This is a genomic window from Prosthecobacter fluviatilis (genome assembly GCF_042655725.1).
Taxonomy (GTDB): Bacteria; Verrucomicrobiota; Verrucomicrobiia; order Verrucomicrobiales; family Verrucomicrobiaceae; genus Prosthecobacter; species Prosthecobacter fluviatilis.
The window spans coordinates 816,739-843,195 of the sequence record NZ_JBHSMQ010000001.1; the positions used below are offsets into that span (position 1 = coordinate 816,739).

Annotated in this window: 24 protein-coding genes and 3 tRNA genes; 17 read left to right on the forward strand and 10 right to left on the reverse strand. The window is 62.9% G+C overall.

Translation table 11 applies throughout. From position 1 onward, the window contains the following. Window positions 1-37: 37 nt before the first annotated feature. Window positions 38-925, reverse strand: a complete 888-nt coding sequence (locus tag ACFQDI_RS03105) for a peptidylprolyl isomerase (RefSeq protein WP_377163300.1) — start codon at window positions 923-925, stop codon at window positions 38-40. 133 nt (window positions 926-1,058) lie between these two features. On the opposite strand from ACFQDI_RS03105, the gene ACFQDI_RS03110 reads away from it, so the two are divergent. The 3 genes from ACFQDI_RS03110 to ACFQDI_RS03120 all read left to right on the forward strand — a co-directional run bounded on the left by ACFQDI_RS03110 (window position 1,059) and on the right by ACFQDI_RS03120 (window position 4,735). Continuing rightward, a complete protein-coding gene (locus ACFQDI_RS03110) occupies window positions 1,059-2,015 on the forward strand; it encodes a D-alanyl-D-alanine carboxypeptidase family protein (RefSeq protein WP_377163302.1) in 957 nt (318 codons plus the stop codon). Window positions 2,016-2,085: 70 nt separating this feature from the next. Further along, window positions 2,086-3,297 carry a hypothetical protein gene (locus ACFQDI_RS03115; protein ID WP_377163304.1) on the forward strand — a complete coding sequence of 404 codons (1,212 nt, stop codon included), beginning with the start codon at window positions 2,086-2,088 and terminating at the stop codon, window positions 3,295-3,297. A gap of 103 nt (window positions 3,298-3,400) precedes the next feature. Continuing rightward, window positions 3,401-4,735, forward strand: coding sequence for a DUF1501 domain-containing protein (locus ACFQDI_RS03120; RefSeq protein WP_377163306.1), 1,335 nt, complete (start codon window positions 3,401-3,403; stop codon window positions 4,733-4,735). Window positions 4,736-4,909: 174 nt separating this feature from the next. Here ACFQDI_RS03120 and ACFQDI_RS03125 read toward each other — a convergent pair whose 3' ends face one another. Then, window positions 4,910-5,794: a prenyltransferase/squalene oxidase repeat-containing protein gene (locus ACFQDI_RS03125; protein ID WP_377163308.1), complete on the reverse strand. Its 885-nt coding sequence runs from the start codon at window positions 5,792-5,794 to the stop codon at window positions 4,910-4,912. Between the two features lie 111 nt (window positions 5,795-5,905). On the opposite strand from ACFQDI_RS03125, the gene ACFQDI_RS03130 reads away from it, so the two are divergent. The 3 genes from ACFQDI_RS03130 (at window position 5,906) to ACFQDI_RS03140 (ending at window position 7,289) form a co-directional block, all read left to right on the forward strand. Next, a tRNA-Leu gene (locus ACFQDI_RS03130) sits at window positions 5,906-5,990 on the forward strand. Between the two features lie 48 nt (window positions 5,991-6,038). Beyond that, a complete protein-coding gene (locus ACFQDI_RS03135; RefSeq protein ID WP_377163310.1) occupies window positions 6,039-6,713 on the forward strand; it encodes a ubiquinone/menaquinone biosynthesis methyltransferase in 675 nt (224 codons plus the stop codon). Between the two features lie 99 nt (window positions 6,714-6,812). Further along, entirely contained in the window at window positions 6,813-7,289 is a 477-nt protein-coding gene (locus ACFQDI_RS03140) for a hypothetical protein (protein WP_377163312.1), read from the forward strand. Window positions 7,290-7,733: 444 nt separating this feature from the next. Here ACFQDI_RS03140 and smc read toward each other — a convergent pair whose 3' ends face one another. After that, window positions 7,734-11,747, reverse strand: a complete 4,014-nt coding sequence (gene smc / locus ACFQDI_RS03145) for a chromosome segregation protein SMC (RefSeq protein ID WP_377163314.1) — start codon at window positions 11,745-11,747, stop codon at window positions 7,734-7,736. A 629-nt stretch (window positions 11,748-12,376) separates the two neighbouring features. Between smc and tnpA the strand changes: the two genes are divergently transcribed. Continuing rightward, window positions 12,377-12,823 carry an IS200/IS605 family transposase gene (gene tnpA, locus ACFQDI_RS03150; RefSeq protein ID WP_377163316.1) on the forward strand — a complete coding sequence of 149 codons (447 nt, stop codon included), beginning with the start codon at window positions 12,377-12,379 and terminating at the stop codon, window positions 12,821-12,823. A 280-nt stretch (window positions 12,824-13,103) separates the two neighbouring features. Here tnpA and ACFQDI_RS03155 read toward each other — a convergent pair whose 3' ends face one another. From ACFQDI_RS03155 to ACFQDI_RS03185, 7 genes are all read right to left on the reverse strand, one after another. Beyond that, window positions 13,104-14,936, reverse strand: a complete 1,833-nt coding sequence (locus tag ACFQDI_RS03155; RefSeq protein ID WP_377163317.1) for a vWA domain-containing protein — start codon at window positions 14,934-14,936, stop codon at window positions 13,104-13,106. Window positions 14,937-15,137: 201 nt separating this feature from the next. Beyond that, window positions 15,138-16,238, reverse strand: coding sequence for a 3-dehydroquinate synthase (aroB, locus tag ACFQDI_RS03160; protein WP_377163319.1), 1,101 nt, complete (start codon window positions 16,236-16,238; stop codon window positions 15,138-15,140). After that, window positions 16,193-17,155 carry a tRNA (adenosine(37)-N6)-dimethylallyltransferase MiaA gene (miaA, locus tag ACFQDI_RS03165; protein ID WP_377163321.1) on the reverse strand — a complete coding sequence of 321 codons (963 nt, stop codon included), beginning with the start codon at window positions 17,153-17,155 and terminating at the stop codon, window positions 16,193-16,195. Before miaA ends, aroB begins: the two co-directional genes overlap by 46 nt. Further along, window positions 17,155-17,319: a hypothetical protein gene (locus tag ACFQDI_RS03170; protein ID WP_377163323.1), complete on the reverse strand. Its 165-nt coding sequence runs from the start codon at window positions 17,317-17,319 to the stop codon at window positions 17,155-17,157. The genes miaA and ACFQDI_RS03170 overlap by 1 nt, the downstream gene beginning before the upstream one ends. Before the next feature lie 70 nt (window positions 17,320-17,389). Then, window positions 17,390-17,737 carry a DUF6547 family protein gene (locus ACFQDI_RS03175; protein WP_377163325.1) on the reverse strand — a complete coding sequence of 116 codons (348 nt, stop codon included), beginning with the start codon at window positions 17,735-17,737 and terminating at the stop codon, window positions 17,390-17,392. Between the two features lie 746 nt (window positions 17,738-18,483). Beyond that, window positions 18,484-18,756 carry a hypothetical protein gene (locus ACFQDI_RS03180; RefSeq protein ID WP_377163327.1) on the reverse strand — a complete coding sequence of 91 codons (273 nt, stop codon included), beginning with the start codon at window positions 18,754-18,756 and terminating at the stop codon, window positions 18,484-18,486. Window positions 18,757-19,715: 959 nt separating this feature from the next. After that, window positions 19,716-21,068 carry a VWA domain-containing protein gene (locus tag ACFQDI_RS03185; RefSeq protein WP_377163329.1) on the reverse strand — a complete coding sequence of 451 codons (1,353 nt, stop codon included), beginning with the start codon at window positions 21,066-21,068 and terminating at the stop codon, window positions 19,716-19,718. A gap of 265 nt (window positions 21,069-21,333) precedes the next feature. On the opposite strand from ACFQDI_RS03185, the gene ACFQDI_RS03190 reads away from it, so the two are divergent. From ACFQDI_RS03190 to ACFQDI_RS03235, 10 genes are all read left to right on the forward strand, one after another. After that, window positions 21,334-21,408, forward strand: a tRNA-Thr gene (locus ACFQDI_RS03190). Window positions 21,409-21,482: 74 nt separating this feature from the next. Next, window positions 21,483-22,667 carry an elongation factor Tu gene (tuf, locus tag ACFQDI_RS03195; protein WP_377163331.1) on the forward strand — a complete coding sequence of 395 codons (1,185 nt, stop codon included), beginning with the start codon at window positions 21,483-21,485 and terminating at the stop codon, window positions 22,665-22,667. 151 nt (window positions 22,668-22,818) lie between these two features. Beyond that, window positions 22,819-22,894: transfer RNA gene (locus ACFQDI_RS03200), tRNA-Trp, on the forward strand. A 42-nt stretch (window positions 22,895-22,936) separates the two neighbouring features. Further along, window positions 22,937-23,155 (forward strand): preprotein translocase subunit SecE, encoded by a 219-nt coding sequence (locus tag ACFQDI_RS03205; RefSeq protein WP_377163333.1) that lies wholly within the window; start codon window positions 22,937-22,939, stop codon window positions 23,153-23,155. 38 nt (window positions 23,156-23,193) lie between these two features. Beyond that, window positions 23,194-23,763 carry a transcription termination/antitermination protein NusG gene (gene nusG, locus ACFQDI_RS03210; RefSeq protein WP_377163335.1) on the forward strand — a complete coding sequence of 190 codons (570 nt, stop codon included), beginning with the start codon at window positions 23,194-23,196 and terminating at the stop codon, window positions 23,761-23,763. Between the two features lie 53 nt (window positions 23,764-23,816). Further along, a complete protein-coding gene (rplK, locus tag ACFQDI_RS03215; RefSeq protein ID WP_377163337.1) occupies window positions 23,817-24,242 on the forward strand; it encodes a 50S ribosomal protein L11 in 426 nt (141 codons plus the stop codon). Window positions 24,243-24,296: 54 nt separating this feature from the next. Next, window positions 24,297-24,995: a 50S ribosomal protein L1 gene (gene rplA / locus ACFQDI_RS03220; RefSeq protein WP_377163339.1), complete on the forward strand. Its 699-nt coding sequence runs from the start codon at window positions 24,297-24,299 to the stop codon at window positions 24,993-24,995. Between the two features lie 19 nt (window positions 24,996-25,014). After that, window positions 25,015-25,572 carry a 50S ribosomal protein L10 gene (gene rplJ / locus ACFQDI_RS03225; RefSeq protein WP_377163341.1) on the forward strand — a complete coding sequence of 186 codons (558 nt, stop codon included), beginning with the start codon at window positions 25,015-25,017 and terminating at the stop codon, window positions 25,570-25,572. A 129-nt stretch (window positions 25,573-25,701) separates the two neighbouring features. Beyond that, a complete protein-coding gene (rplL, locus tag ACFQDI_RS03230) occupies window positions 25,702-26,079 on the forward strand; it encodes a 50S ribosomal protein L7/L12 (protein ID WP_377163343.1) in 378 nt (125 codons plus the stop codon). A gap of 116 nt (window positions 26,080-26,195) precedes the next feature. Further along, window positions 26,196-26,375, forward strand: coding sequence for a hypothetical protein (locus ACFQDI_RS03235; RefSeq protein WP_377163345.1), 180 nt, complete (start codon window positions 26,196-26,198; stop codon window positions 26,373-26,375). Window positions 26,376-26,457 lie beyond the last annotated feature (82 nt).

The window sequence follows — 26,457 nt, forward strand, 5'->3', positions numbered from 1 at the left end:
AGGGGCTTCTCCGCCCTTTTTACTTTTCACTTTCCCATCAATGCCCGCAGTTTGTGCCTTCGGGGTCGGTGTCCTCGATCTTCGCGGTGGCTTTGAGCTCTTCGAGGAAGGCGTTGAACTTTTTGTCGCGGTATTCTTCGATGAAGCGGTTTTTCACGTCGGCCTTCACCTCCTCAAAGGGGCGTGCCACGGACGGGCGGCGGCCGGTGACGGTGCAGACGTGGAAGCCGAGCTGGGTGGTGAAGACGGGGCTGATCTCCCCCTCTCCCATGGAGAAGGCGATGGTCTCAAACTCCTCCATGAACTCGCCGCGCTTGAACCAGCCGAGGTCGATCTGCTGCTGCTCGGCGGTGCGATGCTCTTCGGCCAGCTTGTTGAAGTCGGCCCCGGCGAGGAGCTGCTGGCGGACGTCGCGCATGGTGTGGTAGATTTCCTGGCGGCTGCTGGCGCCTGAGAGGCTCTTGGTGATGTGGGAGGCCTGGATCTCCTCGTCGGTCATGTAGTGCTTGAGGTTGGCCTCGTAGCAGGCGCGCAGGTCGGCCTCGGTGGGCTCGGGCTCGGGGGCGTAGATTTCCTGCAGGGTTTTGTCCAGCCGTACACCGCCTGCCACGTTGTCGCGGATGAGGGCCTCGTTTTTGACGGGCATGCCGATGTTCATGTAGAACTGATCTTCGCCGCCAGCCTCTTCGATGAGCTTTTGCAGGCGTGCGGTGACCTCGGCCTCGGAGACTTCGGGGTGGCGGCGGCGGCTTTCCTGGCCGAGGAGGGCACGAGAGATGAGGTTGTCCTTGGCGATGCCGCGAAATTCGGGGTCGCGCTCGCAGCAGGCCACCTGGAGGGTGCGCTCGTAGTGACCTTTGATGTGGCGGAACTCCGCCTCGATGTTTTCGTCGTCAATCTGTTCGCCGTTGATGATAAGTGCCATATGGGCGGAACATGGAGCGCGCGGCGGAGGGCGCAAGGTTTGACAACAAACGCGGGGTGGCCTAGATGCGGCACGCCATGGCCGCCCTGCCCGGCATGAAAACTGCAGGCGGATGTGGCGTTCCTTCACGATGATGAGACTGACCCAACTTTTGATGATTGGAGCTGCAGCCGCGCTGCTGGCGAGCTGTGCCGGCCAGGGGGTGGTGCGTGCCATCCCGGTCGCGCCAAACACCCAGCACATGTATGCCCAGGGGGATGATGCGCTGGTCATGCCGGTGCTGCTGCCGGAGCGCCCCATGCTGGTGGCCACCTCCGGCCCTGCCATCCGCGCCGCCTCCTACCTGCTGCTGGATGCGCGCACCGGGCAGCATCTGGCGGGACGCAATTTTGAAACCGCGCGCGGCGTGGCCAGCACCCAGAAGCTGGTGACGGCCCTGGTGGTGCTGGACGCAGGCAACCTGGACAAGATGGTGCGCGTGCAGGCCTCTGACGTGGCGGTGGAGCCCACGCGGCTCGGCATCAAGCCGGGGGAGGTGTACTCGCGCCGGGAGCTGCTCTACGCCTTTCTCATCAAGAGCGCGAACGATGTGGCCAACGTGCTGGCGCGTGACAACGCGGGCAGCATCAGCGCCTTTGCCGCCAAAATGAACGCCAAGGCCCGCGCGCTGGGCTGTGCAAACTCCCATTTCAAAAACCCGCACGGGCTCACCGTGGGCGGGCAGTACTCCACCGCGCGTGACATGGCGCGTGTGGCGATGGCTGCGTACCGCAACGGCGTGATCCGCGATGTGGTGCGCCGCAAGCATTTCGGCTTCCGGTTTGCGAGCGGGCGCTACATCTCGCTCACCAACACCAACGAGCTGCTGGGCGTGATGCCCGAGTGCAACGGCATGAAGACCGGCTACACCGTGGCCAGCGGACGCTGCCTGATCTCCAGCGCCGCCAGCGGCAGCCGGGAGGTGATCCTGGTGCAGCTGGGCACCAAGACGAAGTACATCTGGGAGGATGCCCGCATCATGATGAGCTGGGGCCTGCTGCGCCTGCGCGGCAGCGGCGGCATGACGGCGGATGTGTGGACGGGAAATTGAACAACCACAGGTTGCGGCAGTTCATTCCAGCAGCCACATTGACCACCCTTTCATCAACGACCAGCCCAGAATGCCGGCCACCACCCTCGTCTGCCCCCATTGCGAAAAGACTGTCGAAATCCAGGTTTCTTCAGTGACGCGCTCACGCCCGTGCCCTGAGTGCGGGCAGATGGTGATGCTGCAGATGGCGGAAAAGACCACCAAGACCAAGCGCCGCGCGCTGCTGATGACGCAGAACGAGCCCACCGGCGCAGCCGAGCCGAGCGCCGCAGCCGCCGCAGACCAGGAGCCGCAGCCGCTGCCCGGAGATGCCTTTGACCGCATGCGCATGGACCCGGAGATCCAGCAGTTCCGCAAGCGCCTGCTCATCGGCGCCGGAGTGGTGGGCTTCATAGTGCTTGTGCTCGTGGTCTGGAGCCTGCTGCCCTCGGAGCCGAAGAAGGAGGAGACGCTGGCCTCCAAGCTGGCCAAGGCTGCGGAGACCCAGCAGGAGGACAAGCCCGCTGCTGTGCTGCCGCCAGGCACTGCGCTCATGCAGCCTGAGGAGCCGACGCCACAGATGGTGAGCCCGGGAAATCTGGTGTTTCGCCCCCCGGGCAGTGAAGAGCTGAAAACGGCCAGCGCCATGTCCAAGGTCGAGGGCGGAGATCTGGCAAAGCTGGCTGCGGCGGAGGAGGTGCTGGGCAAGTTTCTCGCGACGGCCACCTGGAAGGAGCGCGTGCTGCTGGTGCGCGACCGCCTGCGCGTGGCCCCGCTGATGAGCACCTACTATTCCAAAAATCCGGACGGGGCCATCTCGTTTGACTCCATCGTCGAGGCGACGGAGCTTTCCCCCAAGTTCAGCCAGCATGTGGTGGTGCTGGAAGGCGGGGGCAGGCGCGTGGCCACGGTGGAGCACACGCCGGCCGGGCCGCGGGTGGACTGGGAGTCATTCGTGGGCGCTGGCGAGATGGCGTGGTCGGATTTTCTGGAGCAGAGGCAGGCCATTCCCACGCTCTTCCGGGTGTATGTGTCTCCGGCAGGGCATTTTGAAAACCAGTTTGGTGACCCCTCCAGGCTGCAGTGCTACAGCCTGCGCAACATTTCCGAACCCGGCGCCAAGGTGGTGTATGGCTACGCCGAGAAGGGCGGCCCGATCTCCAAGGTGCTGGACTACCAGCTGCAGCTCAGCGAGGACGCCACGGTGCCGATGATGCTGAATTTGAAATTTCCGCCGGATGCTCCGGTGGATTTCCAGGTGTGGATCCACAAGATCATCCAGCCTGGCTGGGTGACGCCCTGAGGCGGGTGGCGCACGATTTGCGGCATTTTTAGCAAGATATGCAAGATCGCCGGGGCACTCCCGTAATTCATCTCGATTCCAGCAACAACACCCCTCCCTCCTTATGAAAATGCATTCTCTCTGCCAAGGCAATCACCTTGATCTGCGCTCCGGTGTCAGCCGTCGTGATTTCCTCTACGTTGGCATGCTCGGCGGTCTCGGCCTGACTCTGCCTGAGATGATGCGCCTTCAGGCGGCGCAGGTCATGCCTGAAGTGGAAAGCTTCAAGCCCGTCGCTGACTCGATCATTCACATCTACCTCCCCGGTGGCATGGCTCAGCACGAGTCCTGGGACCCGAAGCCCTTTGCTTCGCCTGACTACCGCGGCCCGTTCACCCCGATCAAGACCTCCATCCCCGGGGAATACGTGGGTGAGAAGTTTGCGAACATCGCCAAGATCATGAACAAGCTCACCGTCATCCGCTCGATGACCCACGGTGAAGCCGCCCATGAGCGTGGCACGCACAACATGTTCACCGGCTACCGTCCGAGCCCGGCGATCAAGTTCCCAAGCTTCGGCTCCGTGATCTCCCATGAGCAGGGCAGCCGCAACAACCTGCCTCCTTATGTGGTGGTGCCAAACATGGTCGCTCCAGACCAGGGCACCGGCTACATGAGCAGCGCCTTCGGCCCCTTTGCCCTCGGCAGCGATCCTGCGGACAAAGGCTTCACCGTGCGTGACCTCCTGACTCCGAAGGACGTGGATGAGAAGCGCTTTGACCGCCGCCGCAACCTTCTGGGCACGGTGGACGAGCACTTCAAAGCCGTGGAAAAAGCCGACTCCATCAGCGCCATGGACAGCTTCTACCAGGCCGCCTACGGCCTGATCAGCAGCAAGCAGGCCCGCGAAGCCTTCGACCTGACCAAGGAGTCTGACAAGCTGCGCGACGAATACGGCCGCAACACCGCCGGCCAGCGCTTCCTGCTGGCCCGCCGCCTCGTCGAGGCCGGTGTGCGCATGGTTTCCGTGAACTACGGCGGCTGGGACCACCACTCCAACATCAAGGATGCCTTCACCGGTCAGGCTCCGAACTTCGATCAGGCCTTTGCACGCCTCATCACCGACCTCGCCGACCGCGGCATGCTCAAGCGCACGCTCGTCATGGTCAGCTCAGAATTCGGCCGCACGCCGAAGGTGAACGGCACCAACGGCCGTGACCACTGGCCGCGCGTGTTCTCCGTCGCCCTCGCCGGCGGTGGTGTCAAAGAAGGCTACATCCACGGCGCCTCCGACGCGCTGGGCGGTGAGCCTGACCGTGACGCCGTGGGGCCGGAAGACCTTGCCAAGACCATGTACCGCCTCCTCGGCATCAACAGCGAGAAGCGCATCATGGCCGACGGCGGACGCCCCATCGACATCGTCAACGGTGGCCGCATCCTCAGCGAAGTCATCGCGTAACACGACGCCTTCCAGAACTCTTCAGAAAACCCGGGCAGCGATGTCCGGGTTTTTTGTGTCCTGGTGTGTCGAATCTGGCGGAGGGGGATCATCCTGATCCCCTGGTTTGGATAGTGTGAGATGGGCGGTGCGGAAGCGTGAGGGATCGGGACGATCCCTCTCCTTTCCAAGCTTCTATGCCAGATGCCCCAGCGCGAGCATCCCGTAATACGTGTACTCGCAGTCGAGCATGTCGTCGGTCCAGTTGCCATGGAAGCCGCCGGTGGCATCCCAGAGGGAATCGACAAAGTCGAGGCAGGGCTCTTTGAGGCGTGAGTAATCTGCCTGCACGGCATCCAGTGCATGCAGGGCCACGGCGGTGGAGAGCAGATCGGGAATGGGGGCGGCGGGGAGGGCCAGGAACCCGCCTGCGGGCAGGCACTGGCGCATCAGCCAGTCCACGGCCTCAGCGGGCGGTGCCATGTCCATGTGGCGGTGCAGGGCCACCATGGCTGCGGTGGCGGTGGTGGAGCCCACGGGGATGCCGGGCTCATTGGACCAGGCACCATCGGGCGTGCGCAGGCCGCCCATGCACTCCGCCAGCCGCCAGGGCTCGGGAGGCATGCCGCCGAGGTCCTGGTAGGCACCCCAGGCCAGCAGGCAGCCGTAGGCGCTGCCTTTGGCCCGGCCGGGGGCCTGATGGTAGCCGCCGTCCGGGCAGCGAAAGGCCTCGATGCGTGCCGCCAGCGCTTCACGTGAGGCCGCTGAAAAGTCCGCCATGCCCGCATTGGCCCAGCAGCGTGCCAGACAGCAGAGGTGTACGAAATCCTGCCGCTCGCCGTCGCCAAAGGGCTTCAGCCAGGGGCGCACATCGGGAAGGGTGGCGGCATCGACGGAAAGAGCCTGCAGGCCCTCCAGGCCAAACACGGTGTAGTAGAGGTCCGGCTTGTCGTTGCGGTCCAGGAAACCACCCTCGGGGGAGAGGCGGGAGCGCAGAAAAGCCTCCACCAGCTCCGCCGATTCTCCGAGGAGTTTGGGCGCCAGGCGCGCCACCTGCAGCATTTCAAGACGAAAGGACATGCCCATGCGACTAAACCCGGGCCAGCCCTGCGGCTAGAAGAAAGTCATTTTCTCGCTTGAGTATTTTCCAGCTTGGTCAAAACTCCCGTCCCCGGTCAACCCGACTCCTTTGCTCACGTGGCGGAATTGGTAGACGCGCTAGATTCAGGTTCTAGTGAGTAACATCGTGGAGGTTCGAGTCCTCTCGTGAGCACCATCCAGCGGCAACAGTGCCGCCCGGGTGACCGGTTACACAGAAAGCCACATGCAAGACGCAGGATTTGTGAGGCAGGCATTTGCGGGAATCGCATCGCGTTATGTGCTGGCAAATCACGTCCTCAGCCTCGGCATCGACTGCCTCTGGCGCCGCACCACGGCCCGGCGCATTGCAGAGCTGAATCCGCAGCGTGTGCTCGATCTCGCCACCGGCAGCGGAGATCTCGCCCAGGCCATCCAGGCTGCCTGTCCGCAGGCCAAAGTTTTGGGCGCGGATTTCTCGGTGCCGATGATGCGTGAGGCGCAGAAGCGCCAGCTCCGCGCCCTGGTGGCTGCAGACGGCCTGGCGCTGCCTTTTCAGGACAATTCCTTTGATGTGCTCACGGTTGCCTTTGGCCTGCGCAACATGGCCTCCTGGCCCGCCGCCCTGCAGGAGATGAGCCGCGTGCTGCGGCCCGGCGGGCGCTTGTTTGTGCTCGATTTTTCCATCCCGCGCATCCCGGGCATCCGGCAGTTGTACCTGTTTTATCTCAAGGAGGTCATGACCCGCGTGGCTGGGTGGATCACCGGCAAGCGCGAGGCTTATGTCTATCTCTGCGGGTCCATCGAGCGCTTCCCCTCCGGCCGTGAGATGGAGTCTTTGATCTGTGCGAATGGCTTCAGCAGCGCGGGCTCACGCCAGCTCACGCTGGGGATTGCGTCGCTGTATGAGGCGGTGAAGTAGCGGGGCGCGCAAAGCTGGAACAGCGCCGGGGCATGCGTGCGGCAGACGAAGGTGCTGGCCTCGCAGTTGCAGAGCTTGTGATCGGATTTATCCCTGTGCATGCACTGGCAGAAAGCTCGCAGGATTCTCGCCGGACTCGCCTTGCTGGCGAGTGTGTGGCTGATGTGCGCAGCGCTGAGGATGGACTGGCTTTCTGCGGCCTTTCTGGTGATCGGCAGCATGCTGCTGCTCGTGGCTGCGGTGCTGCTGCTGGCGCCGGACACGGCTGTAAAGCTGGCCGAGTGGATTGCGCAGCCGTTTGCAGAGCTGTTTTACCCTTCGGAGGAGTTTGAGAAGCCGCCGCTGTCCTACGTGCTGGCACGCAAGTACAGCCAGGAGCGCAAGGTGGAGGCGGCAGTGCAGGAGTATGAGAAGATCCTGTTTTACTACCCGGAGGAACGGAGCGCATACCTGGAGCTCATCGAACTGGCGCAGCGTGTGGGGGACGAGGAACTGCGGGAGAGGTTTGAGGGGATGATGAGGCGAGCACTCGCGCCAAGCCCTGGAAGCTCCCAGCCACCCAGTACCGTATTGTAGTACCGGCTTTATACCACGTACAGCTGAAAACGGGTCTCATGGGTGAAAGCCAGCATTCCATGCGGCCAGCCTGCGCTCTGGAGGAGTGGGATCGTCCCGATCCCACACGCTCACGCGTCGCCCAGCGCCCTCGAACATCCACGAACACGCTGCAGGTGGGGGGATCAAGATGATCCCCCTCCGTCGGATCGTGCCTCCACCTTCAGAGTCGTTTTCAACGCATCATGGTATTAAGAAAGCAAGGAGCCTGGAATCCAGCGTGTGGAGTCCAGAATCCGAAGCCGCCTGAAGGCGGAACTACAATACATGCGCTGCGGACCAAGGACGTGGCACGCGCTTTTCGGGAGCGTTAGAATCGAGGACAGCCTAGCGAAGCGAGACAGACGACCTTATGGAGTCCGAAGGGCAGCGCAGCGAATCAACCAGGACCTTGCTCCGGTGTGTTTACACCAGCGCCGCAGGTGTCTGCTCCTCCTGCTCCTCGATGGCGGTCAGGCGGGCCTGCTCCTCATCGAGGTCTTCGTTGACGGGGGTGGACTCGGAGGCCTCGGCGCTCGCTGCGTCTGCGGCTTCGTCGGCGTCTTCACCTTCAGCGGCATTGGCGTCGTCAGACTTCTTCCGGCGCTTCTGCTGGTTCGGGGCTTCGAGGGCCAGCTCCTGGGCGGACTTGGCCAGGGTGCGGGTGTCCTCCGTGGTCATGCGGACGCCCACAGGCTTGCTGACGCCGAACTCCTGCATGGTCACGCCGTAGATCACATCCGCGCGGCTCATGGTGCGCTTGTTGTGCGTGACGATGATGAACTGGGAGTTGTCGATGAAGGCGTCCAGCATCTTGAGGAAGCGGCCGATGTTCGTTTCATCGAGAGGTGCATCAAGCTCGTCCAGCACGCAGAAGGGGCTGGGCTTCACCTGGTAGATGGAGAAGAGCAGGGCCACGGCGGTCATGCTGCGCTCGCCACCGGAGAGGAGGCTGATGGTCTGCAGCTTTTTGCCCGGGGGCTTGGCGATGATTTCGATGCCGGACTCCAGCGGATCGTTTTCATCCACCAGCATGAGGTCGGCCTTGGCGGCGGGGCCGAAGAGCTCGCGGAAATTGTTGTTAAAGAAGCCGCGCACCTGCTCAAAGGTCTCCACAAACATGGTCTTTGTGGTGTCGTTGATCTTGGCGATGACCTGCAGCAGCTCGTCCTTGGATTTGACGAGGTCGTTGTGCTGGGTGTCGAGGAAGTTGTGGCGCTCTTCGAGCTCTTCGAACTCCTGGATGGCGTCGAGGTTCACCGGGCCGATGCCCTCGAGCTTCTGGCGCAGCTCATAGACCACCTCCATGACGAAGGCCCAGTCGGGCTCGGCCTCCTGGCCGGGGATGACGACCTCGTCGATGTCCACGGCATCGTCGTCACGGTTGGAGACGGCGCGCACCTGCGGGGCTTCTTCGGCCTCGGGCTCTTCAGGGGCTTCGGCGGTGGCGTCGGCGCTGTCGTCGGCAGAGCTGCTTTCGGCGGTGCTGGCGGCGCCTTTTTTTCCACGGCTGCGGTTCTTCTTCTGCTCCTCGATGGTCATCATGAGCACGTGGTAGTCGGGCTCAAAGGCTTCAATGTGGAAGCTGTAGCGCTCCTGCACCTGGTTGATGAGGTTTTCGAGGCGCAGGTCCACGCGGGTGAGCGTGACTTCGGCGCGGTTGCGGGATTCGTTGAGGCCGTTGAAGCTCTGGCGCAGCTGCGTGAGCTGGGACTCGAGCTGGCTGACCTGCTCAAACAATCCGGCGCGCTCCTCGGTCTTGGACTGCAGGTGTTCTTCAATCGCTCCGATGGTGTCGCGCTGGGACTCGATCTGCTCCTGGAAGCGGGCGTTTTCCGCCTCGCTCTGCTGGATGCGCATGCGCCAGGTGTTCATCTCCTCGGAGAAGCGGTTGATGCCGGCCTGCAGCTCCTGCAGACGCACGCCGAGCGGGGCTTTCTGGCGCTCGATGGACTGCAGGGCGCTCTGCTCCAGAGCCAGCGCGGTGCGCAGCTCGTTGAGGCGCTCGCTGGACTCCAGCTCGCGGCGGAGGAAGGACTCCATTTCCAGCTCCAGCTCGGCCTCGCGGATGCGGGAGGTTTCGAGCTGCTCCTGGGCGATGGCCACGGCCTCGCGGAGCTGGGTGATCTGGCTTTCGGAGCCGCTGATGCGCTCCTGGATCTGGTTCTGGTCCCACTCGACGCTTTCGAGCTTGGTGGTGGCCTGCTGCAGGGCGCGCTGCACGACGCTCATCTTGCCCTGGAACTGGGAGAAGCCCTCGCGGGCGCGCTGGGACTGCTCGCGCAGGGAGACTTCCTCGCGCTGCATTTCCTCGAGCTGGGCGGTGACGCTGTTCACGGCGTCCTCCTTTTCCATGTACTGGTACTCCAGCGCCTCCACCTCGGCGCGGAGCTGGCGCACCTCGGCCTCGCGGCGCAGGGTGGAGGAGCCCTCCTCCTTGCTGGCGCCGCCGGTGATGATACCATCATGTGTGATGAACTCTCCGCGCATGGTGGCGATGGCGAGGTGGGGCATCTCGCGCTTCATGCGCAGGGCGGTGTGGAGGTCGTCCACGACCACCACATTGTGCAGCAGGTGGTCGATGAGGCCCTGCACGCCGGTCTTCACGCGCACCTTGTCCGTGGCCCAGGCGAGTGCGCCGGCGGGCAGCAGCTCGCGGTCGGCGGCGTTGCGCAGGTTGCAGAAATCATGCGGCACCAGCGCGGCGCGGCCCATCTTGTGGTCCGTGAGGCGGTCGATGATCTGCGCGGCGAGCTCGCTCTCGGTGAGAAGGACGGCCTGCAGGTGGTCTTTGAGCGCGGCTTCGATGGGGGTGATGTACTCGGGCTCCACCTCGATGCTGGAGGCCAGCAGGCCGCGCACACCGACGCCATAGACTTCGGGATTGTCGAGGCCGCTGATGACCTTCTGCGTGCCGGCGGAGAGGCCTTCGCCTTTCTGGAGGAGCTGCTCGATGATCTCGAGGCGTGACTTGCGCTGCGTCAGGTTGCGCTGCAGGTCGTTGAGCTCGTTGTTCATCGCGTCGCGCTGGCGGCGGCGTTCGATCATCTCGCGGGCGCAGTCCTTGGCCTTTTCTTCGAGCTGGTTGCGCGTGTCCTCCAGCTCCTGGATGTTGCGCTGCAGCTCGTCGAATTCGATCTGGCTGGCCTCGCGCGCCTGCTGCGCCGTCATGCGGTCATGCGCCAGGGATTCAAAGCGCTGGCGGTCGCCGGAGATCTGATTGCCGAGGGACTGCGCGCGCGCCTCGCTGGCGGCGATCTGGCCTTCAAACTGGCGGATGGACTCGCGGATGGCGCGGCGGTCGCTTTCCAGACGGTTGCGCTCCGGCATGATGTTCTGGTGCTGGCTGGCGTGCTCGTTCACCGCCATCTGGCGCGTCTGGATGTTGTCCGCGATGGCGAGCAGCTGTTCGTCGGCGCTGGCGAGGTCACGGCGTGCCTGGTCCAGCAGCTCTTCGTTGGCGGCGATCTGCTCCTCGTTCTGGCGCAGGCGGCCTTCCAGCTCCTCGGTGCGCTCACGGTTGAAGCCGATGCGGCTCTGCGCGCTCTGCATCTGCGAGCGCAGTTCCTGCGCCTGCTGGCGTGCCTGGCTGATCTGGGATTCCAGCGCGTGGTAGGCCTCGCGCGTCTGCGCGGCCTCGGTCTCGGCCACTTGCAGGCGGTGCTGCAGCTCCTCGATCTGGTTCGCCATCATGCGCACCTGGTTTTCAGCCTCGGACTTCTCCCCGCTGAATTCGGTGTACTGCTTGTGCGCGAGGTGGGTGTCCAGCAGGCGGGTGTCCTCCAGCAGGGCCTGGTAGCGGCGTGCCTTGGCGGCCTGGCGCTGCAGCGTGCCCATCTGTCGCTTCACTTCGGCGACGATGTCGGCGACGCGCAGCAGATTGGCCTCGGTGTATTCCAGCTTGCGCAGGGCTTCACGCTTCTGCGATTTGAATTTGGTGATGCCTGCGGCTTCTTCGAAAACGGTACGGCGGTCTTCCGGCTTGGAGCTCAGGAGCATGTCGATCTGGCCCTGCGCCATGATGGAGTAGGCCGCGCGTCCGATGCCGGTGCCCGCGATGAGATCGTGGATGTCCTTGAGACGGCAGATGGTGTTATTGAGGCGGTACTCGCTGCGGCCGTCACGGAAGACGCGGCGGGTGAGTGCGACTTCGTTGAAGTCCACGTTCAGCGACTGCTCGCAGTCCGCCATGGTCAGCGTCACTTCCGCGAGGCCCACGGGCTTGCGCTTGTCGGTGCCGTTGAAAATGACGTCCGCCATTTCATCGCCGCGCAGCGCTTTGGCGGAGGTTTCGCCCAGCACCCAGCGGATGGCATCGACCACGTTGGACTTGCCGCAGCCGTTGGGGCCCACGATGCCGGTGACGCCTTTGTGGAATTCGAAATGGGTCTTGTCCGCAAAGGACTTGAAGCCGTGAAGGGTGAGGCTCTTGAGATACATGACGATGAAGGGGCGGAGATGAAAAGACGGGTGAAGAAATCCGAAGGACGAATGACTTCGCGGTGAGTACTGAGATGGACTGAACCATTCCGCGCCAGATGCCCGCAAGAGTGAACCCAAAATTCCACGCTATCTTGGGGGTCATTAAGACATCTTAAACAAGATGTGGGATTTTTCAGGGCGTTTTTCCTGTGAATAATCGTAACGGCTGTGAACAAGTTTTCAAGGGCGGGGTTTGGGGGGCGGACCCGCATGTGCTCTGTGGCGTGGCAGTCTGTCATGCAAAGGGCTCCCGGAGGGTGCACGGAAATTAGCCGGTGGTGAAGCGAGGCTTGGCGAGCGGGAACCACCGGATCGAGTCGCCCTATCGCATCTTCAAGCGATGCGCCCTGAAAGGGCGCGAGAAGGGTTCGAATGCCGCCCGGCAAATGTGGATGCATGACCCAGGATTGATTCTCGCGCCTTTCAAGGGCGCTACCGTGATTCGGGTGCGGTGGATGGCGCGATTCCGGTGGTTCTCGCTGCACCGCTTCGCGGTTTCGCTTCACCACCGGCTAATATCTCTCGTGCCTCCGGCACGCCAGAAATCGATGATTGCGAACTAGCGCATGTGGCGGAAAACGTTTCCCATGCCCTCGACGCATCTATCGTTGCACTATCATGTCGTGTTCAGCACTAAGAACCGTGAACCCCGGCTGGCCCCGACCGCACGCAAACGTGTCCATGAATACATCGGCGGCATCATCCGCAGCATGAATGGTACCGCGCATGCGGTGGGCGGAACAGGCGACCATATCCACATCGCTGCGGGTTTACGGGCCACGCATTGCCTGGCTGATGTGATGCGCGAGATCAAAAGCGAGTCATCACGCTGGATTCATGAGGAATTGCGGCAGGCAGGGTTCACTTGGCAGGAGGGCTATGGTGCGTTCACGTTTGCCGCACCCGATTTGGAGTCGGTGCGCTCGTACGTGCTGAACCAGGAGGAGCATCATCGGGTGAAGACCTTTCAAGAGGAATACAAGGCAATGCTGCAGCGCGGGATGGTGGAATACGACGAACGGTATTTGTGGTGAAAGGGAATGCAGGGTGGTTTGAACGCTTCTCGCGCCCTTCCAGGGCGCGGCCCAATATAAACGATGGATAATGCGTAAATCCGGCGGTTCCCGGTCGCTACGCTCCCTTCACCACCGGCTAATTTCCATGCTCCCTCCGGGAGTGGGCGGAGAGCTTTCGCCAGCAAAGTAGCCTTCTTGCTGTGCAACAAGGAATATCACTGGATCGCCCAAGTTTTACGGTGCTTCCCACCGCAGGTGTTTGCGGCGCTTTCCCCTGTTCCGCAGGAACAGGGCTACTTTAATACACCGCCTTGCGGTGAAACAGAAAGCTCTCCAGCAGCAGCAGCGTGAGTGCGAGCCAGATGAGGCGCTGCGGCCAGGTGCTGAAGGCGCTGGCGGTGATGAGCGGGGCGGCGGGCTGTGTGGAGTGCGCGGCATCAGCAGCGAGGGCGGGCAGGTCCGTCTCGGCGGCGGAGATCAGGGCGCAGGCGCCGCTGCGGTCGCCGGTTTCCCACGCGCCGATGCGGCTGAGGGCGAGGAGGCCGTGCGCGGGATCGTCCGCCACTTCGATGAAGGAGCTGCCATTCCACGCATGCCATTGCACCAGGCTGCCGGTGTGCAGCAGTTCGCCGGTGTGCAGGGTGCGGGTGTCGGTGAGGGCTTCGCTGTTTTCGGCGCACCAGTAGAGGGCATTGCCGAGGATGAGGGGAAAGGAGGGCAGCAGCGCGAGCTGCTCTGACTGCGCGGGCGAGAAGGCGGTGCAGACGAGGCGCTGGCCCTCGTACTCCCCGGCGGCCAGCACGGGCTCGCTGCCGGCAAACCACAGCGGCTCGATGGAGGTGGGCAGGGTCAGCAGGGTGGTCTGGGTCAGGGCGATGCGGCTGCTGCTGGCACGAAAAAGCACGGGGTGGTCTGGCTGCACGCTGCGCACACCATCATACGGCACGCTGCTGCTGCGGCGCGTCTGCACCGGGCCGGAGCTGCCCTGCGGGGTGAGGGCGATCACGGGGCGCCCTGCGGGCCATTCCTTGGGCAGCCAGTGCTCAAAGATGTACACGTCCGGCTGCTCTTTGGGCGGCCAGGCCGCTGGGTCGCCTTTGCGCATTTCGATGCGCCCGTTTTCGATGAGCGCGGAGAGCGCCAGCTCGGTGAAGGGGTCGGGCTTCTCGGCAAAGTAGGCCACGCTGAGCGGCTTGGTCTTGGGCAGCGGCGCGGCGAGGGCGTCGTCCCAGCCAAAGCAGTCGCCGGCGGTCTTGAGGCGGATCTCCATCTGCTGCCCGCGCACGCCTTCCAGCGGCAGGATGAGCGCGCTGGATTCTCCAGGGGCGAGCTCCAGCTCCCGCAGCTGGGCGATGCGGCCGGAGATGGTGACCTCCAGCGTGGTGGTGGCCTTGGCGGCGTTGCCGGCGGAGGCGCTGACTTTGACAAAGGCCTCGTAGCGGTCACGCGCCAGCGGGCTGTGGCGGATCTGAAAGCCGGTGAGGCCCACATTGAGCGGCTCCCTGAGGGCCACGGGAATCCAGTCGACCGCTGTGCTGGCGGGCGGCTGCAGATCGCTGGCCACCCAGATGCTGGAGCGGGACTCGAGGTCTGCGAGGCGCTGCGCCACGGTGAGGGCGGCCTCGGGTTTGCCCTCGATGGGCGCGGGCGTGAGCTCCTCCAGCAGGCGCAGGCATTCGCGGTGGTTGCGGCTGCGGGAGAGCAGCACGCGGGGGCGTGCGTCAAAGGCGATGAGCGAGACCACGGCCTGGTCTGGCAGGGTGCGGAGGCGCTCCTTCACGCGCTGCCTGGCGGCGTCCAGCCGGGTCTGGCCCTGCACGTCCTGCGCGGCCATGGAGGCGGAGCAGTCCACCACCACCACGGCGGCGCTGACGGCGTCTGCGGAAAGCGTGCCGCTGGGCCGCGCCAGCGCCAGGATGGCAAAGAGCAGCACCAGCAGCGTGAGGATGAGCGAGAGCCATTTTTTGATGCGGCGCAGCCACGCGGACTCCTGATGCTCACGCGCGAGCGATTTGAAAAACAGCAGCGTGGACACCGGCACCCGCCGCGCCTGCCGCCGGAAGAGCCACAGCACCAGCGGGATCAGCGCGAGCCAGAGGAGGTGCAGGTAGCTGGGGGTGAGGAAGCGCATCGGATGGGATCAGAATGACGAATGAGTAAATCCGAATGACGAAACAATGTCCAAGCCTGAATGACGAATGTGGCATGGCATTTATTTCGTCCTCCTACTCGCCCTCGAGCATTGAGCGTCGAATGCGGGATGGAAGAAGCAAAGACCCGGGAGTGTCCTAAGCCGGTGGCTGGAAATGAGTCATTCGGATTTACTCATTCGTCATTTGCGCAGCTCCTCCAGCGCCTGCTTCAGGTGCCCTTCGAGGACGTCCTTGCTCACGTAGGCGTCGCCGATCTTGCGCAGGAGGACGAAGCGGATCTTGCCGTTTTCAAATTTCTTGTCGGTGCGGGTGATGCGCATGAGCTCCTCGGTGTCGAGGTCGTCGGGCAGGCGCAGGGGGAGGTCGTAGAGCTTGAGCAGGGCGAGGATGCGCTCGTACTCAGCGCTGGTGAGATCGCCCACCTGCGTGGAGAGCCAGGCGGCGGCGCGCAGGCCGAGGCTGATGGCCTCCCCGTGCAGCAGCCTGCCGTAGCCTGCGGCGGCCTCGATGGCGTGGCCGAGGGTGTGGCCAAAATTCAGCAGCGCACGGATGCCGAGGGTCTCGTGCTCGTCGGCCTCCACGACGGCGGCTTTGATGGCGATGTTGCGCCGGATGAGGTCGACGATGTCGCCCTTGCCGGCGGCGACGTCTTCGATGGCCTGGAGCATGGAGGCATCGCGGATGCAGGCATGCTTGATGATTTCCGCAAAGCCTTCGTTCCATTCGCGGGCGGGGAGGGAGCCGAGGGTGTCCAGGTCTGCGATGACGTGGACGGGCTGGTGAAAGCAGCCGACCATGTTCTTGGCATTCGGCAGGTTCACGCCGGTCTTGCCGCCCACGGAGCTGTCCACCTGGGAGAGCACGGTGGTGGGCACCTGCACGTAAGGGATGCCGCGCTGGTAAACGGCGGCGCAGAAGCCCGCGAGATCGCCAATGACGCCACCGCCGAGGGCGACGACGAAGCTTTTGCGGTCCAGTCCGGCGGTGACCATCTCGCTGAGCACCCATTCGCTCTTGGCGAGGGATTTGGAGGCCTCCCCGGCAGGCACGGTGATGAGGTGGGGCTTTTTCCCGGCCTCACGCAGGCTTTGCAGCACGGTCTCGGCGTAGAGCGGGCCCACGGTGGAGTCGGTGATCACGGCGCAGCTCGTGCGGTCCGGCAGCTTTGAGTTCACCTCTTCACCCAGCGTTTTGAGCAGGCCGCGCCCCACCTGCACGAGGTAGCTGCGGGGGCCTAGATTGACGAAGACGGGGCTGGCGGGCTGGTCGGGCGGAGGCATGGAAAAAGTTCGAGGAGATGGGGGAGCGCGTACTGTGCCGCCGGAAGGGAATCGAGGCAAATCGTTTGGAAGCAGCGCTCGCGCCGAAACCAGGTGATCTGGCGCTTGGCGTAGTGCCGCGTGGCCTGCTGGATGGCGGCGACGGTGTCCTCCAGCGTGGCCTGCCCGGCCAGGTGGGCGCGCACTTCGCGCAGGCCGATGGCCTTTTCCGCCGTGGGCGAGAGCGGGCCCAGGGCGCGGACTTCCCCGATGAGCCCGGCGGCAAACATGTCCAGCGTGCGCTGATTGATGCGGCGGTACAGCGTCTCGCGGTCCCAGGTGAGGATGACGCCGCTCACCTGCGGCTCGGCCTGCTCAAAGGAGCGGCGCAGGCCGGACTGCGGGCGGCCGGAGAGCAGGCAGATCTCCAGCGCGCGCTCCACGTAGCGGGGATTGCGCAGGTTCACGGTGGTGGCGGCCTCGGGGTCGCGCTGCAGCAGCCACACGATTTTTTCGCCGGGGCTCAGGTGCTGAAACTGCGCCCGCAGCTGCGGCGAGGCGGCGGGCAGGGGAGAGAGCCCGTGGGTGAGCGCCTTGATGTAAAGCCCGGAGCCCCCCACCACGATGGGCACGCGGCCCCGCGCAGCGATGCCCTGAATGACGGGAAGTGCCAGCGCGTGGTAGCTGGCAGCATCGCAGGCCTCCGTGAGGGGGATCACCCCGTAGAGGTGGTGCGGCACCTGCGCCAGCTCCGCCGGGGAGGGCTTGGCCGTGAGGATGTCCATCCCCGCGTAGAGCTGAAAGGCATCCGCATTCACGATCTCCCCGCCCACGTGCTGCGCCAGGGCGATGGCCAAGGCGGACTTGCCCGAGGCCGTGGGCCCGGTGATGAAGAAGGTGCTGGCGGGGAGCATGGCCGTGCCCGGCTGAGCGGGCATCAGAAGGTGTGCTCGATCTTGCGACCGACCTTGGAAATGCCCTGGCCGGTCTTTTCAAAGGCGTGGTCCACGCCGCGCCCTGCGCGGGTCATGGGGCCGCCGCTGCCACGGCAGGAGGCGAGGGAGAAAACAGCGACAATGAGGAAAGAGGCGATGATTTTCATGACGGTGCAAACTAGTGCAGGGGGCGGAAAGGCTCAAGCGGGGAGTGAGGGTGGAATGGTGCGTCCTCGTTCACTCCTCTTCATCCGGCCACGGCAGATTCTGCACACGCAGTGCCCAGTCTTCGTGCAAAGAAGAGCCAAAGGGGGCATGGGGCAGGGCTGCGCCGCCTGCTTCCAGGCGCACGTCCTGCTCCTCCAGGTAGGCCAGCGCATCGTGCGTGGCAGCCTCCGCAGTGGAGATCATGATGGAGCGAATGGCATCGCGGATGTCTTCCGGCAGCGCGCTGAGCTTTTCGGCATGCTCGCGCGGCCACTCCCCGGCACTGAAGGCCTGGAGCCGGTAATCCAGAGTTCCTCGGCGGGAGATCAGGCCGTCGATGAAGGCTTTGTACACGGTCAGTTCGGAGGGAGTGGTCATGCTGGGGAGAGAGTTTTCAAAACATCAGGCCGTAGCCACCATGCCAAGCTTTTTCGGTCCTGCCGAAAAGCAGCTTCCTCAAATTCCACATTTTCAACGGGGGCAGGTACGACCCTGTCTGTGCCTGGTGGCGCGTGGAAGGCTCCGAAGCATGAGTGGAAACCCTGGCAACTCAGAGACCCTCCCGAGTTGCCATCATTGGAGTGCTTTTGGACCTGAGCGCTTTCATCAGCCTGCATCGCATTGCCACCGCTTTCCAACGTTTGTATCCTGCTGCGGTTTCCTGCACGGCGTCAGCGCGATCACCCTCCCGAAGTTGCCGAGTTTCCAGTGCTAAGCACGGCAACTCGGCAACTCGCGTCGGGGAGGCTCCGCCTGCCGATGGGAGACTTCCACTGTTTCCACAGTTTCAACGGGGGAGTGTGTGAGTTGGTCATGGCACCGTGTTCTGGAGTTTCGAAAAGCCCCGGGTCGGATCGCTTCAGATATGGACTGCGGTCGCGCAGTGAGGGACGAACGCAGCTACCGCTTTCGACGTGCTGGCAGGTCCGAAGGCGGGAGCCGGTGGAGTGACGCAGGCCGGTCAGCACACGCCTGCCGCGAGACGCTCGAAAGCGGCAGCTCCACCCCTTCAGGGTTGCGCAGCCGCACTCCAAAAACGCTGCAGCCTTTCAGGCGCTGGGTTTGAAAAGCTGAACTGTGATGTGTGTGTCAGGGGATGAATGCATCCCGTCCAAGAGCGCTGTTTACTCCTGGCTGCCGCTGTGTCTTTTGATCTCAGCGAAGGCGTGAGCCAGGGCTTTGTTGGCGAGGGCTTCGGCTTCGTCTGGGAGGACGGGTTCGGTGTAGGGGCTGCGGAACTGCTCTGTATTATCGAAGGTTGGAATGTAACGATACTCACCGAATTGAAGTTTAAATGAGGCCTGTAAGTTAAATGGATGGGCTGTCCCATAACCAAGGAATTCATGCGTTACCGAGAATTGAGAAGGCTGGTTGGAGAGTTGAATGAGCCATTCCAAGATAGCCAAGGGTTTGGACTCACTGGTTATACCCCCCACCCATTGCTCCGGGGCTTACTCTCACTTTATGGTCAGTAAAAAGAGGCCCTAGTTTATTGAGCTTTGCTTCAAACTTCTCGATGAACTCACGAAGTCCCAGATCAAGCAGTTCGCGCACTGCCTCCGCTGATCTCTTTTTTTCACTCTTTGGACCCTGCTGATCCCTCACAAAGATAGCCGCTTCCTTTTCCAGATCTCTGGCTCTTCAATGCTTTCTTCTGCGGCCTTGGGTCGGATACACACACCAGCCCCCGTTGAAACTGTGGAAGTCTGCGCGCCTGCTGCCGGAGGAGAGGGATCATCCTGATGCCTCCACGCGCCGCGTGCATCCAACGCTCAGCTTTATCCAGGGCGCTGCATCGCGTCGCGCTGCCGAAAGGGGGCCAGGATGGTCCCCCTCCTTCAAGCCATCCAGAGCCTCTGGCAGGAGAGGGATCATCCTGATCCCTCCATGCGCCGTCTTGCCCACGGCTCTTAAAATGGAGGGTCTTGGGCGCTTCTGTTCGTGCGGAGTTTTGGGCTGAAAGCGGAGCGCTGAGGGATCGGGACGATCCCTCTCCGCCGGGCTGGATACGCAGCCTCCGCGCCCGGAAATCATGGCAACTCGCCGGGGCTGGAAAGTTGCCGTCAGTGGGTGGCTGTTTCAGCTATGAAATACCATGAGTGGTCATGCAATGACATTGGGATGCCTTTCCTTGCACAGCTTTGCCATCTCTGAAAATGCGAGTTGCCGAGTTGCCGTGCTTAGGTGTGGAAACTGGGCAACTCGGAGGAGGGAAGCGGGTGCTTCTGGAAGCATAAGGCAATCGTCACGGCATGCGAACATGCTGACAGTCGGGCGGTTTGGCGGAAGGGGCGTTGGAGCTTTGGAATGCCTTCGACGCCAAACACACCCAGCCTACGGCCGGAGCTGTGAGCGCTCACGGCGGCACGGTAAACGTGCCTTCGCAGGCCTCCGCGATCTGCCTGAGCAGGGAGGGCTCGGCGCTGCCGGGCGGGGTTTCCTCCCCGATGCTGATGCAGTGGATGCGGACCCGGTACTCGGCATGGATGCGCTGCGCGAGATCCAGCACCATGGCGGGGGTGCCGTCGCTGGGCTGGCCGTCGCTGAGGAAGTAGATGGAGTCGATGCCGCCCTCCGGGAGGATGCGGGTGAGGGCGTGGGTGAAGGCCTCGCACATAGGCGTGCCGCCGCGCGCTTCGAGGCGGTCCACAAAGCTCACGGCCTGCCGGTGGTTTTTCTCGTCATTGAGCGCCATGCCGCGCCCGGAGAAGCAGGGGGTGACGTCTTCGCCAAAGGTGAGGATGCCGTAGCGCAGCCGGGACGGTTTGTTTTGCAGGGCGGTGAGGAGGTTGCTCATCTGCCCCCGGAGCTTGCCGATGCGGCCGTCGGCGTTCATGCTGCCGCTCACGTCCAGGATGAAAAGCGCGCCTTTGCCGCGAAACTCCACGCCGTAAAAGCTGGCCATGGCTGCCATGGCGGCGGGGTCGTCCTCCAGGGGCTTGAGGAGCTTTTGCAGCTTGAGGTATTCGGCGTAGTCGCTGCGGGGCAGCATCTTCCACGGCAGGCTCCGGCCCTGCTCTGCCAGCCAGGCTTTCCACTTCTCCGCATCGTCTGCAAAGTCCTGCCCGGTGAGCTGGAAGAGCGAGGCATGCACGCTCTGGCCGATGGCGTCGTCATTCAGCCAGGGCAGCAGGGCCTGCAGCGCCACGGGGCTGCGCATGCCGCCCAGCGCCTCCGCCGCGCAGGCGCGCATGACGTGCGGGCACGCGGCGTCCAGCAGTGCGGCCACGCGGGCCACCACGGGGTCCGGATGGTCCGGAAAGGCGCCCAGCGCCCGTGCCGCCAGCGCGAGGCGCACCGGCTCCTTGGCCGTGGCCAGCGGGCCCTTGGGCTGCGAGAGGAGGCCCCAGAAAAAGCTGCGCGTCTCCGGCAGGTGCGCACTGGCGAAAAACAGCAGCGCATCGCCATCGCACCCCGGGTGCCTGGCCAGCCAGTCCGCCAGCGTCCGGCGCCCTTCGCCCGCAGGCCATGCGGCCACGATCTCGGCGAGCCGCAGCTTGATGCCCAGGCCCGTGCGCCTGTCATTGACGAGGGAGAGCACGGCCTCGCCGGCCAGGCGCTGGGCGTGCAGCTCCTGCAGCGGGGCCAGCGCCTCCTGGCGGCCGGCGCGCACGTTTTTGACGAGGTCTTTCAGCACTGCCGCCGCATCATCCGCCGCATTCAGGCCCGCAGGCAGCAGGAGGGCGAGGCTGGCGAGAGCGTAGCGCATGGTGGCGGTGCGTGGGGAAGGGGAGGGCTGGCATTCGCTGCCAATGGCCGCCTTGGGGGGAGGTGATTCACGGCGAAATATTCGCCATTCTTTCTCAAACAAATGAAATAGTCTTTGACAGTGACCTCAGCCGTCCTAGTATCGCGCCACTTTTTCGGAAAAAAGCCGGGGTGTACTGTCTCCTGACGCCAGTTATGGAGGTGTTCATATCCCGGTTTTCTTGTCGAAAGAGGAGGAGGTCTCTCATCAGGCCGCCGCCGGTTACGCTGTTATAGCTCAGTGGTAGAGCACGTCCTTGGTAAGGACGAGGTCGAGGGTTCAAGTCCCTCTAACAGCTCCAGTGGCTGTCCGTGGGGATCTTCGAAACACGACAAACGAACCAGTCCCAAGCGCACCCCCTCAACTAACTCCACCATGGCTAAAGAAGCATTCCAACGCAACAAGCCGCACGTCAACATCGGCACCATCGGCCACGTTGACCACGGCAAGACCACCCTGACCGCCGCCATCACGACCGTCCTTTCCAAGAAAGGCTTCGCCCAGGCACGTGCATATGACCAGATCGACGCAGCACCTGAAGAAAAGGAACGCGGCATCACGATCAACACCGCCCACGTGGAGTATGAGACCGACAAGCGCCACTACGCACACGTGGACTGCCCCGGACACGCTGACTATGTGAAGAACATGATCACCGGCGCCGCCCAGATGGACGGAGCGATCCTCGTGGTCTCCGCCGCCGACGGCCCGATGCCCCAGACCCGTGAGCACATCCTGCTCGCCCGTCAGGTCGGCGTGCCCGCCCTCGTGGTGTTCATGAACAAGGTGGACATGGTGGACGATCCTGAGCTCCTCGACCTCGTGGAGATGGAAGTCCGTGACCTCCTTTCCAAGTATGACTTCCCAGGTGACGACATCCCGATCGTGAAGGGCTCCGCCCTGAAGGCTCTGGAAGGTGACGCCGAGCATGAAGGCAACATCCTCAAGCTCATGGAAGCTGTGGACAGCTACATCCCGCTGCCAGAGCGTCCGATCGACAAGGACTTCCTCATGCCCGTGGAAGACGTGTTCGCGATCGAAGGTCGTGGTACCGTCTGCACCGGCCGTGTCGAGCGTGGCATCATCAAGAAGATGTCCGAAGTGGAAATCGTCGGCATCCGTCCGACCGCCAAGACCACCGTCACCGACATCGAAATGTTCCGCAAGCTGCTCGACGAAGGTCGTGCAGGCGACAACGTGGGCCTTCTGCTTCGCGGCACCAAGAAGACCGACATCGAGCGCGGTCAGGTCATCGCCAAGCCCGGCTCCGTGACCCCGCACAAGAAGTTCACCGCTGAAGTGTACGTCCTTTCCAAGGACGAAGGCGGCCGTCACACCCCCTTCTTCAACAACTACCGCCCGCAGTTCTACTTCCGCACCACGGACGTGACCGGCAGCGTGAAGCTTCCTGAAGGCGTGGAAATGGTGATGCCTGGTGACAACGTCTCGATCGAAGTCGAGCTGATCACCCCGATCGCCATGGAAAAGACCATCCGCTTCGCCATCCGTGAAGGTGGCAAGACCGTGGGTGCCGGCCGCGTGGCCAACATCCTCGACTAGTTCGCGCAGTTCGTTTGTCTCGAATCCCGCCGGGTCTGTGCGCCAGACCCGGCGGTGATTTCGTCTCCCAGCCGGGAGCGAAAAGAGGCTGCGGACTTGCATTCTGTCATTCCATCCGTTATCCATTCCGGGAAGCATTTCTCGCTCATACAGGTCAGTAGCTCAATTGGTAGAGTAGCGGTCTCCAAAACCGTCGGTTGGGGGTTCGAGTCCCTCCTGGCCTGCCAGCGAAAATCCCGGAATCATCCGCAGAAAACGAAACGCTTCACATGAGTCGCATCCGCAAATACATCGGCGAAGTCATCCTCGAGCTCAAGAAGGCCACGTGGCCCTGGGACCCCAAGGAAAAGGGCTTTGCCAAATACCGCGAGCTGAATGAATCCACAGTGGTGGTCTTCGTCGCGATGATCCTTCTCGGAGGATTCGTGGCAGCGTTTGACATCAGCTTCAAGTGGGCCTTCGAGGCCGCTCAGAAGCTGGGCATGTAATTTCCGTTTCCCCCAACCCCCTTTTTTTCCGAATCCTTATGGGAGCCATCCCCTCACCCCGCGACCAGTGGTTCGTGATCCACGTCCGCTCCGGCCTTGAACAGAAGGTCCGTGACAGCATGCTCCGCCGCATTGAAAAAGAGGAGATGGGTGATTATGTCTTCCAGGTCCTCGTTCCGATGGAGCGCGTGGCCGAAGTCAAGAAGGGCAAGCGCTCGGAAAGCAACCGCAAGTTCTTCCCAGGCTACGTCATCGCCAACTGCCACCTGCTCGACGAGCACAACCGCCTGGTGGACAAGACCTGGTACTTCGTCAAGGAGACCGACGGCGTCCTCAACTTTGCCGGCACCAAGGACCACCCCATCCCGATGCGTCAGAAGGAAGTGGACGCCATGCTGGCCCAGGTGCGTGACAAGGACGACGGCGCCGTGCCCAAGATCGCCTTCAGCCTCGGCGACACCGTCCGTGTGGCAGACGGCCCCTTCGAAAGCCAGAACGGCATCGTGGAAGAAATCGATCCCGAGCGCGGCGTGCTGCGCGTCTCCGTCAACATCTTCGGGCGCTCCACACCGGTCGATCTCGAATACTGGCAGGTCGAGAAGGCATAAGCCGCCCCGCCGCCCCCTGAATCTCAACTCAAGCAAGCAAGGAACACAAAGACATGGCCAAGGAAATCATCAAACTCATCAAGCTCCAGATCAAGGCTGGTGCCGCCAACCCCGCACCGCCCATCGGCCCTGCTCTCGGTCAGGCCGGTGTGAACATCATGGCCTTCTGCAAGGAGTTCAACGCCGCCACCTCCAAGGCCGGTGGTGACGTCCTTCCGACCGTGATCACGGTGTACAAGGACAAGAGCTTCACCTTCATCACCAAGCAGCCCCCGGCTTCCAACATCCTCAAGAAGGTCGCCAACATCGCCAGCGGCTCCAAGGAAGCCAACAAGGTGAAGGTCGCCAAGATCACCAAGGCCCAGCTCCTGGAAGCCACCAAGCTCAAGATCGCCGACCTCAACACCTCCAATCTCGAGCAGGCCTCCCGCATCATGGCAGGCACCGCACGCCAGATGGGCATCGACATCATCGACTAATCCCCCCAACCGAAGCAGGAGAACGTCACAGTTCGCCACCACTGCACACCTACCATGCAAAAGAGAAGCAAACGTTACAAGAAAGCAGCCGAGATGGTCCCGGCAGGCAAGGCATTCACGCTCGAAGAAGCGGCCGAACTCCTGCGCAAACTCCCTGGCACCAAGTTCAACCAGACCGTCACCCTGTCCTTCCGCATGGGTGTGGACCCCAAGAAGAGCGACCAGATGGTGCGCGGCACCTGCCCGCTGCCCCACGGCTCCGGCAAGACTGTGCGCGTCGCCGTCTTTGCCCAGGGCGCCGCTGCTGAAGCCGCCAAGGCCGCCGGTGCAGACATCGTCGGAAACGAAGACCTCATCGCCAAGGTGAAGGACGGCTTCACCGACTTCGACGTCGCCATCGCCACCCCGGCTGCGATGAATGAAGTCCGCAAGCTCGGTAAGCAGCTCGGACCTCGCGGCCTGATGCCCAACCCCCGTACCGGCACCGTCACAGACGACACCGCCGCTGCTGTCAAGGCCGTCAAGGCCGGCCGCGCCGACTTCAAGCTCGACAAGAACGGCAACATCGCCTCCTCCGTCGGCAAGGCTTCCTTCGAAGTGGCCCAGCTCGCTGAAAACGCCACCTCCCTCATTGAGGCCGTCGTCCGCGCCAAGCCCGCCTCCGCCCGTGGCCGCTACGTCGAGACCATCACCCTCGCCGCCACCATGTCGCCTGCTCTCCGCATCGACGTGTCGAAGTACGTCAAACTCTAATTTATAGAAGCACTGTATCATGAAAGAACTCAAAACATTGCTCATTGATGACCTTCTGAAGCGGGTCAATGCCTCTCCCTTCCTGTTCGTCGTCGATTACACCGGTCTGAAGGTGGACAAATTTGCCGAGCTGCGCAAGCGCCTCAGCGCCGTGGGATCTGAGATCCACGTTTACAAGAACAACCTGGTGAAGAAGGCCGCTGAAAAGGCCGGCTACCCAGGTGACCTGGGCAACCACCTCACCGGCCAGAGCGCCTTCGTGACGGGTGCCAAGGACGTCTTCGGCGCGGCCAAAATTCTCAAGAATTTCCAGGCTGAGTTTGAAAAGCCGGTGATGAAGGTCGGCGTGCTTGACGGCAACCTGCTCGACACCGCCGCCATCAAAGTCCTGGCCGATCTGCCTTCCCGCGAAGTGCTGCTCGCCCAGCTCCTCGGTGTGCTCCAGGCTCCGGCCTCCGCCCTCGCCCGCGTCCTCAAGGCCAAGGCCGACAAGGAAGGTGGCGCCCCTGCAGAGGAAGCTGCCCCCGCAGCAGCCGCTGAAGAAGCTGCTGCTCCTGCCGAACAACCCGCTGCGTAACCCCCATTTGACCAGATGGCCCGTCAAACGGCCTGAATACCCCAACACCCAATGGTTCCTCGCCGGAGCAAAAGCTTTTGCTCTTAAATGATCCGCAGCTGCGGAAAGCGGCGATACCGACAAAATACTATGGCTGACCTGAACAAAATCGTTGAAGAACTGAGTGGCTTGACCGTCCTGCAAGTCGCTGAACTCGTGAAATCCCTCGAAGAGAAGTGGGGCGTGAGCGCCGCTGCTCCTGTCGCTGCCGCCGCCGCTGGTGGTGCCGCCCCTGCCGCTGCAGTGGAAGAGAAGACCGAGTTCGACGTCATCCTGACCGACGCTGGCTCCAACAAGATTGGCGTCATCAAGGAAGTCCGCGGCGTCGTTGCCGGCCTTGGCCTTGCAGAAGCGAAGAAGCTTGTCGAAAGCGCTCCGCAGACCCTCAAGGAAGGCTGCAAAAAGGAAGAAGCCGAAGAGATCAAGAAGAAATTGGAAGCCGCTGGCGCCAAGATCACGATCAAGTAATCTCTCGTCCCTCCTGCTCTTTGCCGCGTGGCGTTTGCCCTCAATCCGCAGCGCCACGCGGTCAGGAGTGTCCAGTCAGTGTCAGTCCCAATCCCCCGTCCGCTTCGTTACATCGCATGCCCGCAACCGCCCGTGATTCCCGCCTGAACCTCCGCAGCAAGTGCTACGGTTCCGGGACACCACGCGATGCGAGGCCTGCTTCAGACAATTTTCATGGCCTGAATCCGGGTTTGTACCTGGATTCCGGCTGCTTCGTTTTCGCGACAATCGTCAACAATGCCGGGCTGGCTGCCTGACATTGTTCTTTTGTTGCTTCGCGGAATTCACCGTTCCGCATCCCGTGCCACCGCCCATCGCCCCCTAACCGCCTCATCACTG

Coding starts and splice junctions, on each gene's coding strand:
- ACFQDI_RS03105 (WP_377163300.1), bottom strand. CDS start 925: ATGGCACTTATCATCAACGGCGAACAGATTGACGACGAAAACATCGAG.
- ACFQDI_RS03110 (WP_377163302.1), top strand. CDS start 1,059: ATGAGACTGACCCAACTTTTGATGATTGGAGCTGCAGCCGCGCTGCTG.
- ACFQDI_RS03115 (WP_377163304.1), top strand. CDS start 2,086: ATGCCGGCCACCACCCTCGTCTGCCCCCATTGCGAAAAGACTGTCGAA.
- ACFQDI_RS03120 (WP_377163306.1), top strand. CDS start 3,401: ATGAAAATGCATTCTCTCTGCCAAGGCAATCACCTTGATCTGCGCTCC.
- ACFQDI_RS03125 (WP_377163308.1), bottom strand. CDS start 5,794: ATGTCCTTTCGTCTTGAAATGCTGCAGGTGGCGCGCCTGGCGCCCAAA.
- ACFQDI_RS03135 (WP_377163310.1), top strand. CDS start 6,039: ATGCAAGACGCAGGATTTGTGAGGCAGGCATTTGCGGGAATCGCATCG.
- ACFQDI_RS03140 (WP_377163312.1), top strand. CDS start 6,813: ATGCACTGGCAGAAAGCTCGCAGGATTCTCGCCGGACTCGCCTTGCTG.
- smc (WP_377163314.1), bottom strand. CDS start 11,747: ATGTATCTCAAGAGCCTCACCCTTCACGGCTTCAAGTCCTTTGCGGAC.
- tnpA (WP_377163316.1), top strand. CDS start 12,377: ATGCCCTCGACGCATCTATCGTTGCACTATCATGTCGTGTTCAGCACT.
- ACFQDI_RS03155 (WP_377163317.1), bottom strand. CDS start 14,936: ATGCGCTTCCTCACCCCCAGCTACCTGCACCTCCTCTGGCTCGCGCTG.
- aroB (WP_377163319.1), bottom strand. CDS start 16,238: ATGCCTCCGCCCGACCAGCCCGCCAGCCCCGTCTTCGTCAATCTAGGC.
- miaA (WP_377163321.1), bottom strand. CDS start 17,155: ATGCCCGCTCAGCCGGGCACGGCCATGCTCCCCGCCAGCACCTTCTTC.
- ACFQDI_RS03170 (WP_377163323.1), bottom strand. CDS start 17,319: ATGAAAATCATCGCCTCTTTCCTCATTGTCGCTGTTTTCTCCCTCGCC.
- ACFQDI_RS03175 (WP_377163325.1), bottom strand. CDS start 17,737: ATGACCACTCCCTCCGAACTGACCGTGTACAAAGCCTTCATCGACGGC.
- ACFQDI_RS03185 (WP_377163329.1), bottom strand. CDS start 21,068: ATGCGCTACGCTCTCGCCAGCCTCGCCCTCCTGCTGCCTGCGGGCCTG.
- tuf (WP_377163331.1), top strand. CDS start 21,483: ATGGCTAAAGAAGCATTCCAACGCAACAAGCCGCACGTCAACATCGGC.
- ACFQDI_RS03205 (WP_377163333.1), top strand. CDS start 22,937: ATGAGTCGCATCCGCAAATACATCGGCGAAGTCATCCTCGAGCTCAAG.
- nusG (WP_377163335.1), top strand. CDS start 23,194: ATGGGAGCCATCCCCTCACCCCGCGACCAGTGGTTCGTGATCCACGTC.
- rplK (WP_377163337.1), top strand. CDS start 23,817: ATGGCCAAGGAAATCATCAAACTCATCAAGCTCCAGATCAAGGCTGGT.
- rplA (WP_377163339.1), top strand. CDS start 24,297: ATGCAAAAGAGAAGCAAACGTTACAAGAAAGCAGCCGAGATGGTCCCG.
- rplJ (WP_377163341.1), top strand. CDS start 25,015: ATGAAAGAACTCAAAACATTGCTCATTGATGACCTTCTGAAGCGGGTC.
- rplL (WP_377163343.1), top strand. CDS start 25,702: ATGGCTGACCTGAACAAAATCGTTGAAGAACTGAGTGGCTTGACCGTC.
- ACFQDI_RS03235 (WP_377163345.1), top strand. CDS start 26,196: ATGCCCGCAACCGCCCGTGATTCCCGCCTGAACCTCCGCAGCAAGTGC.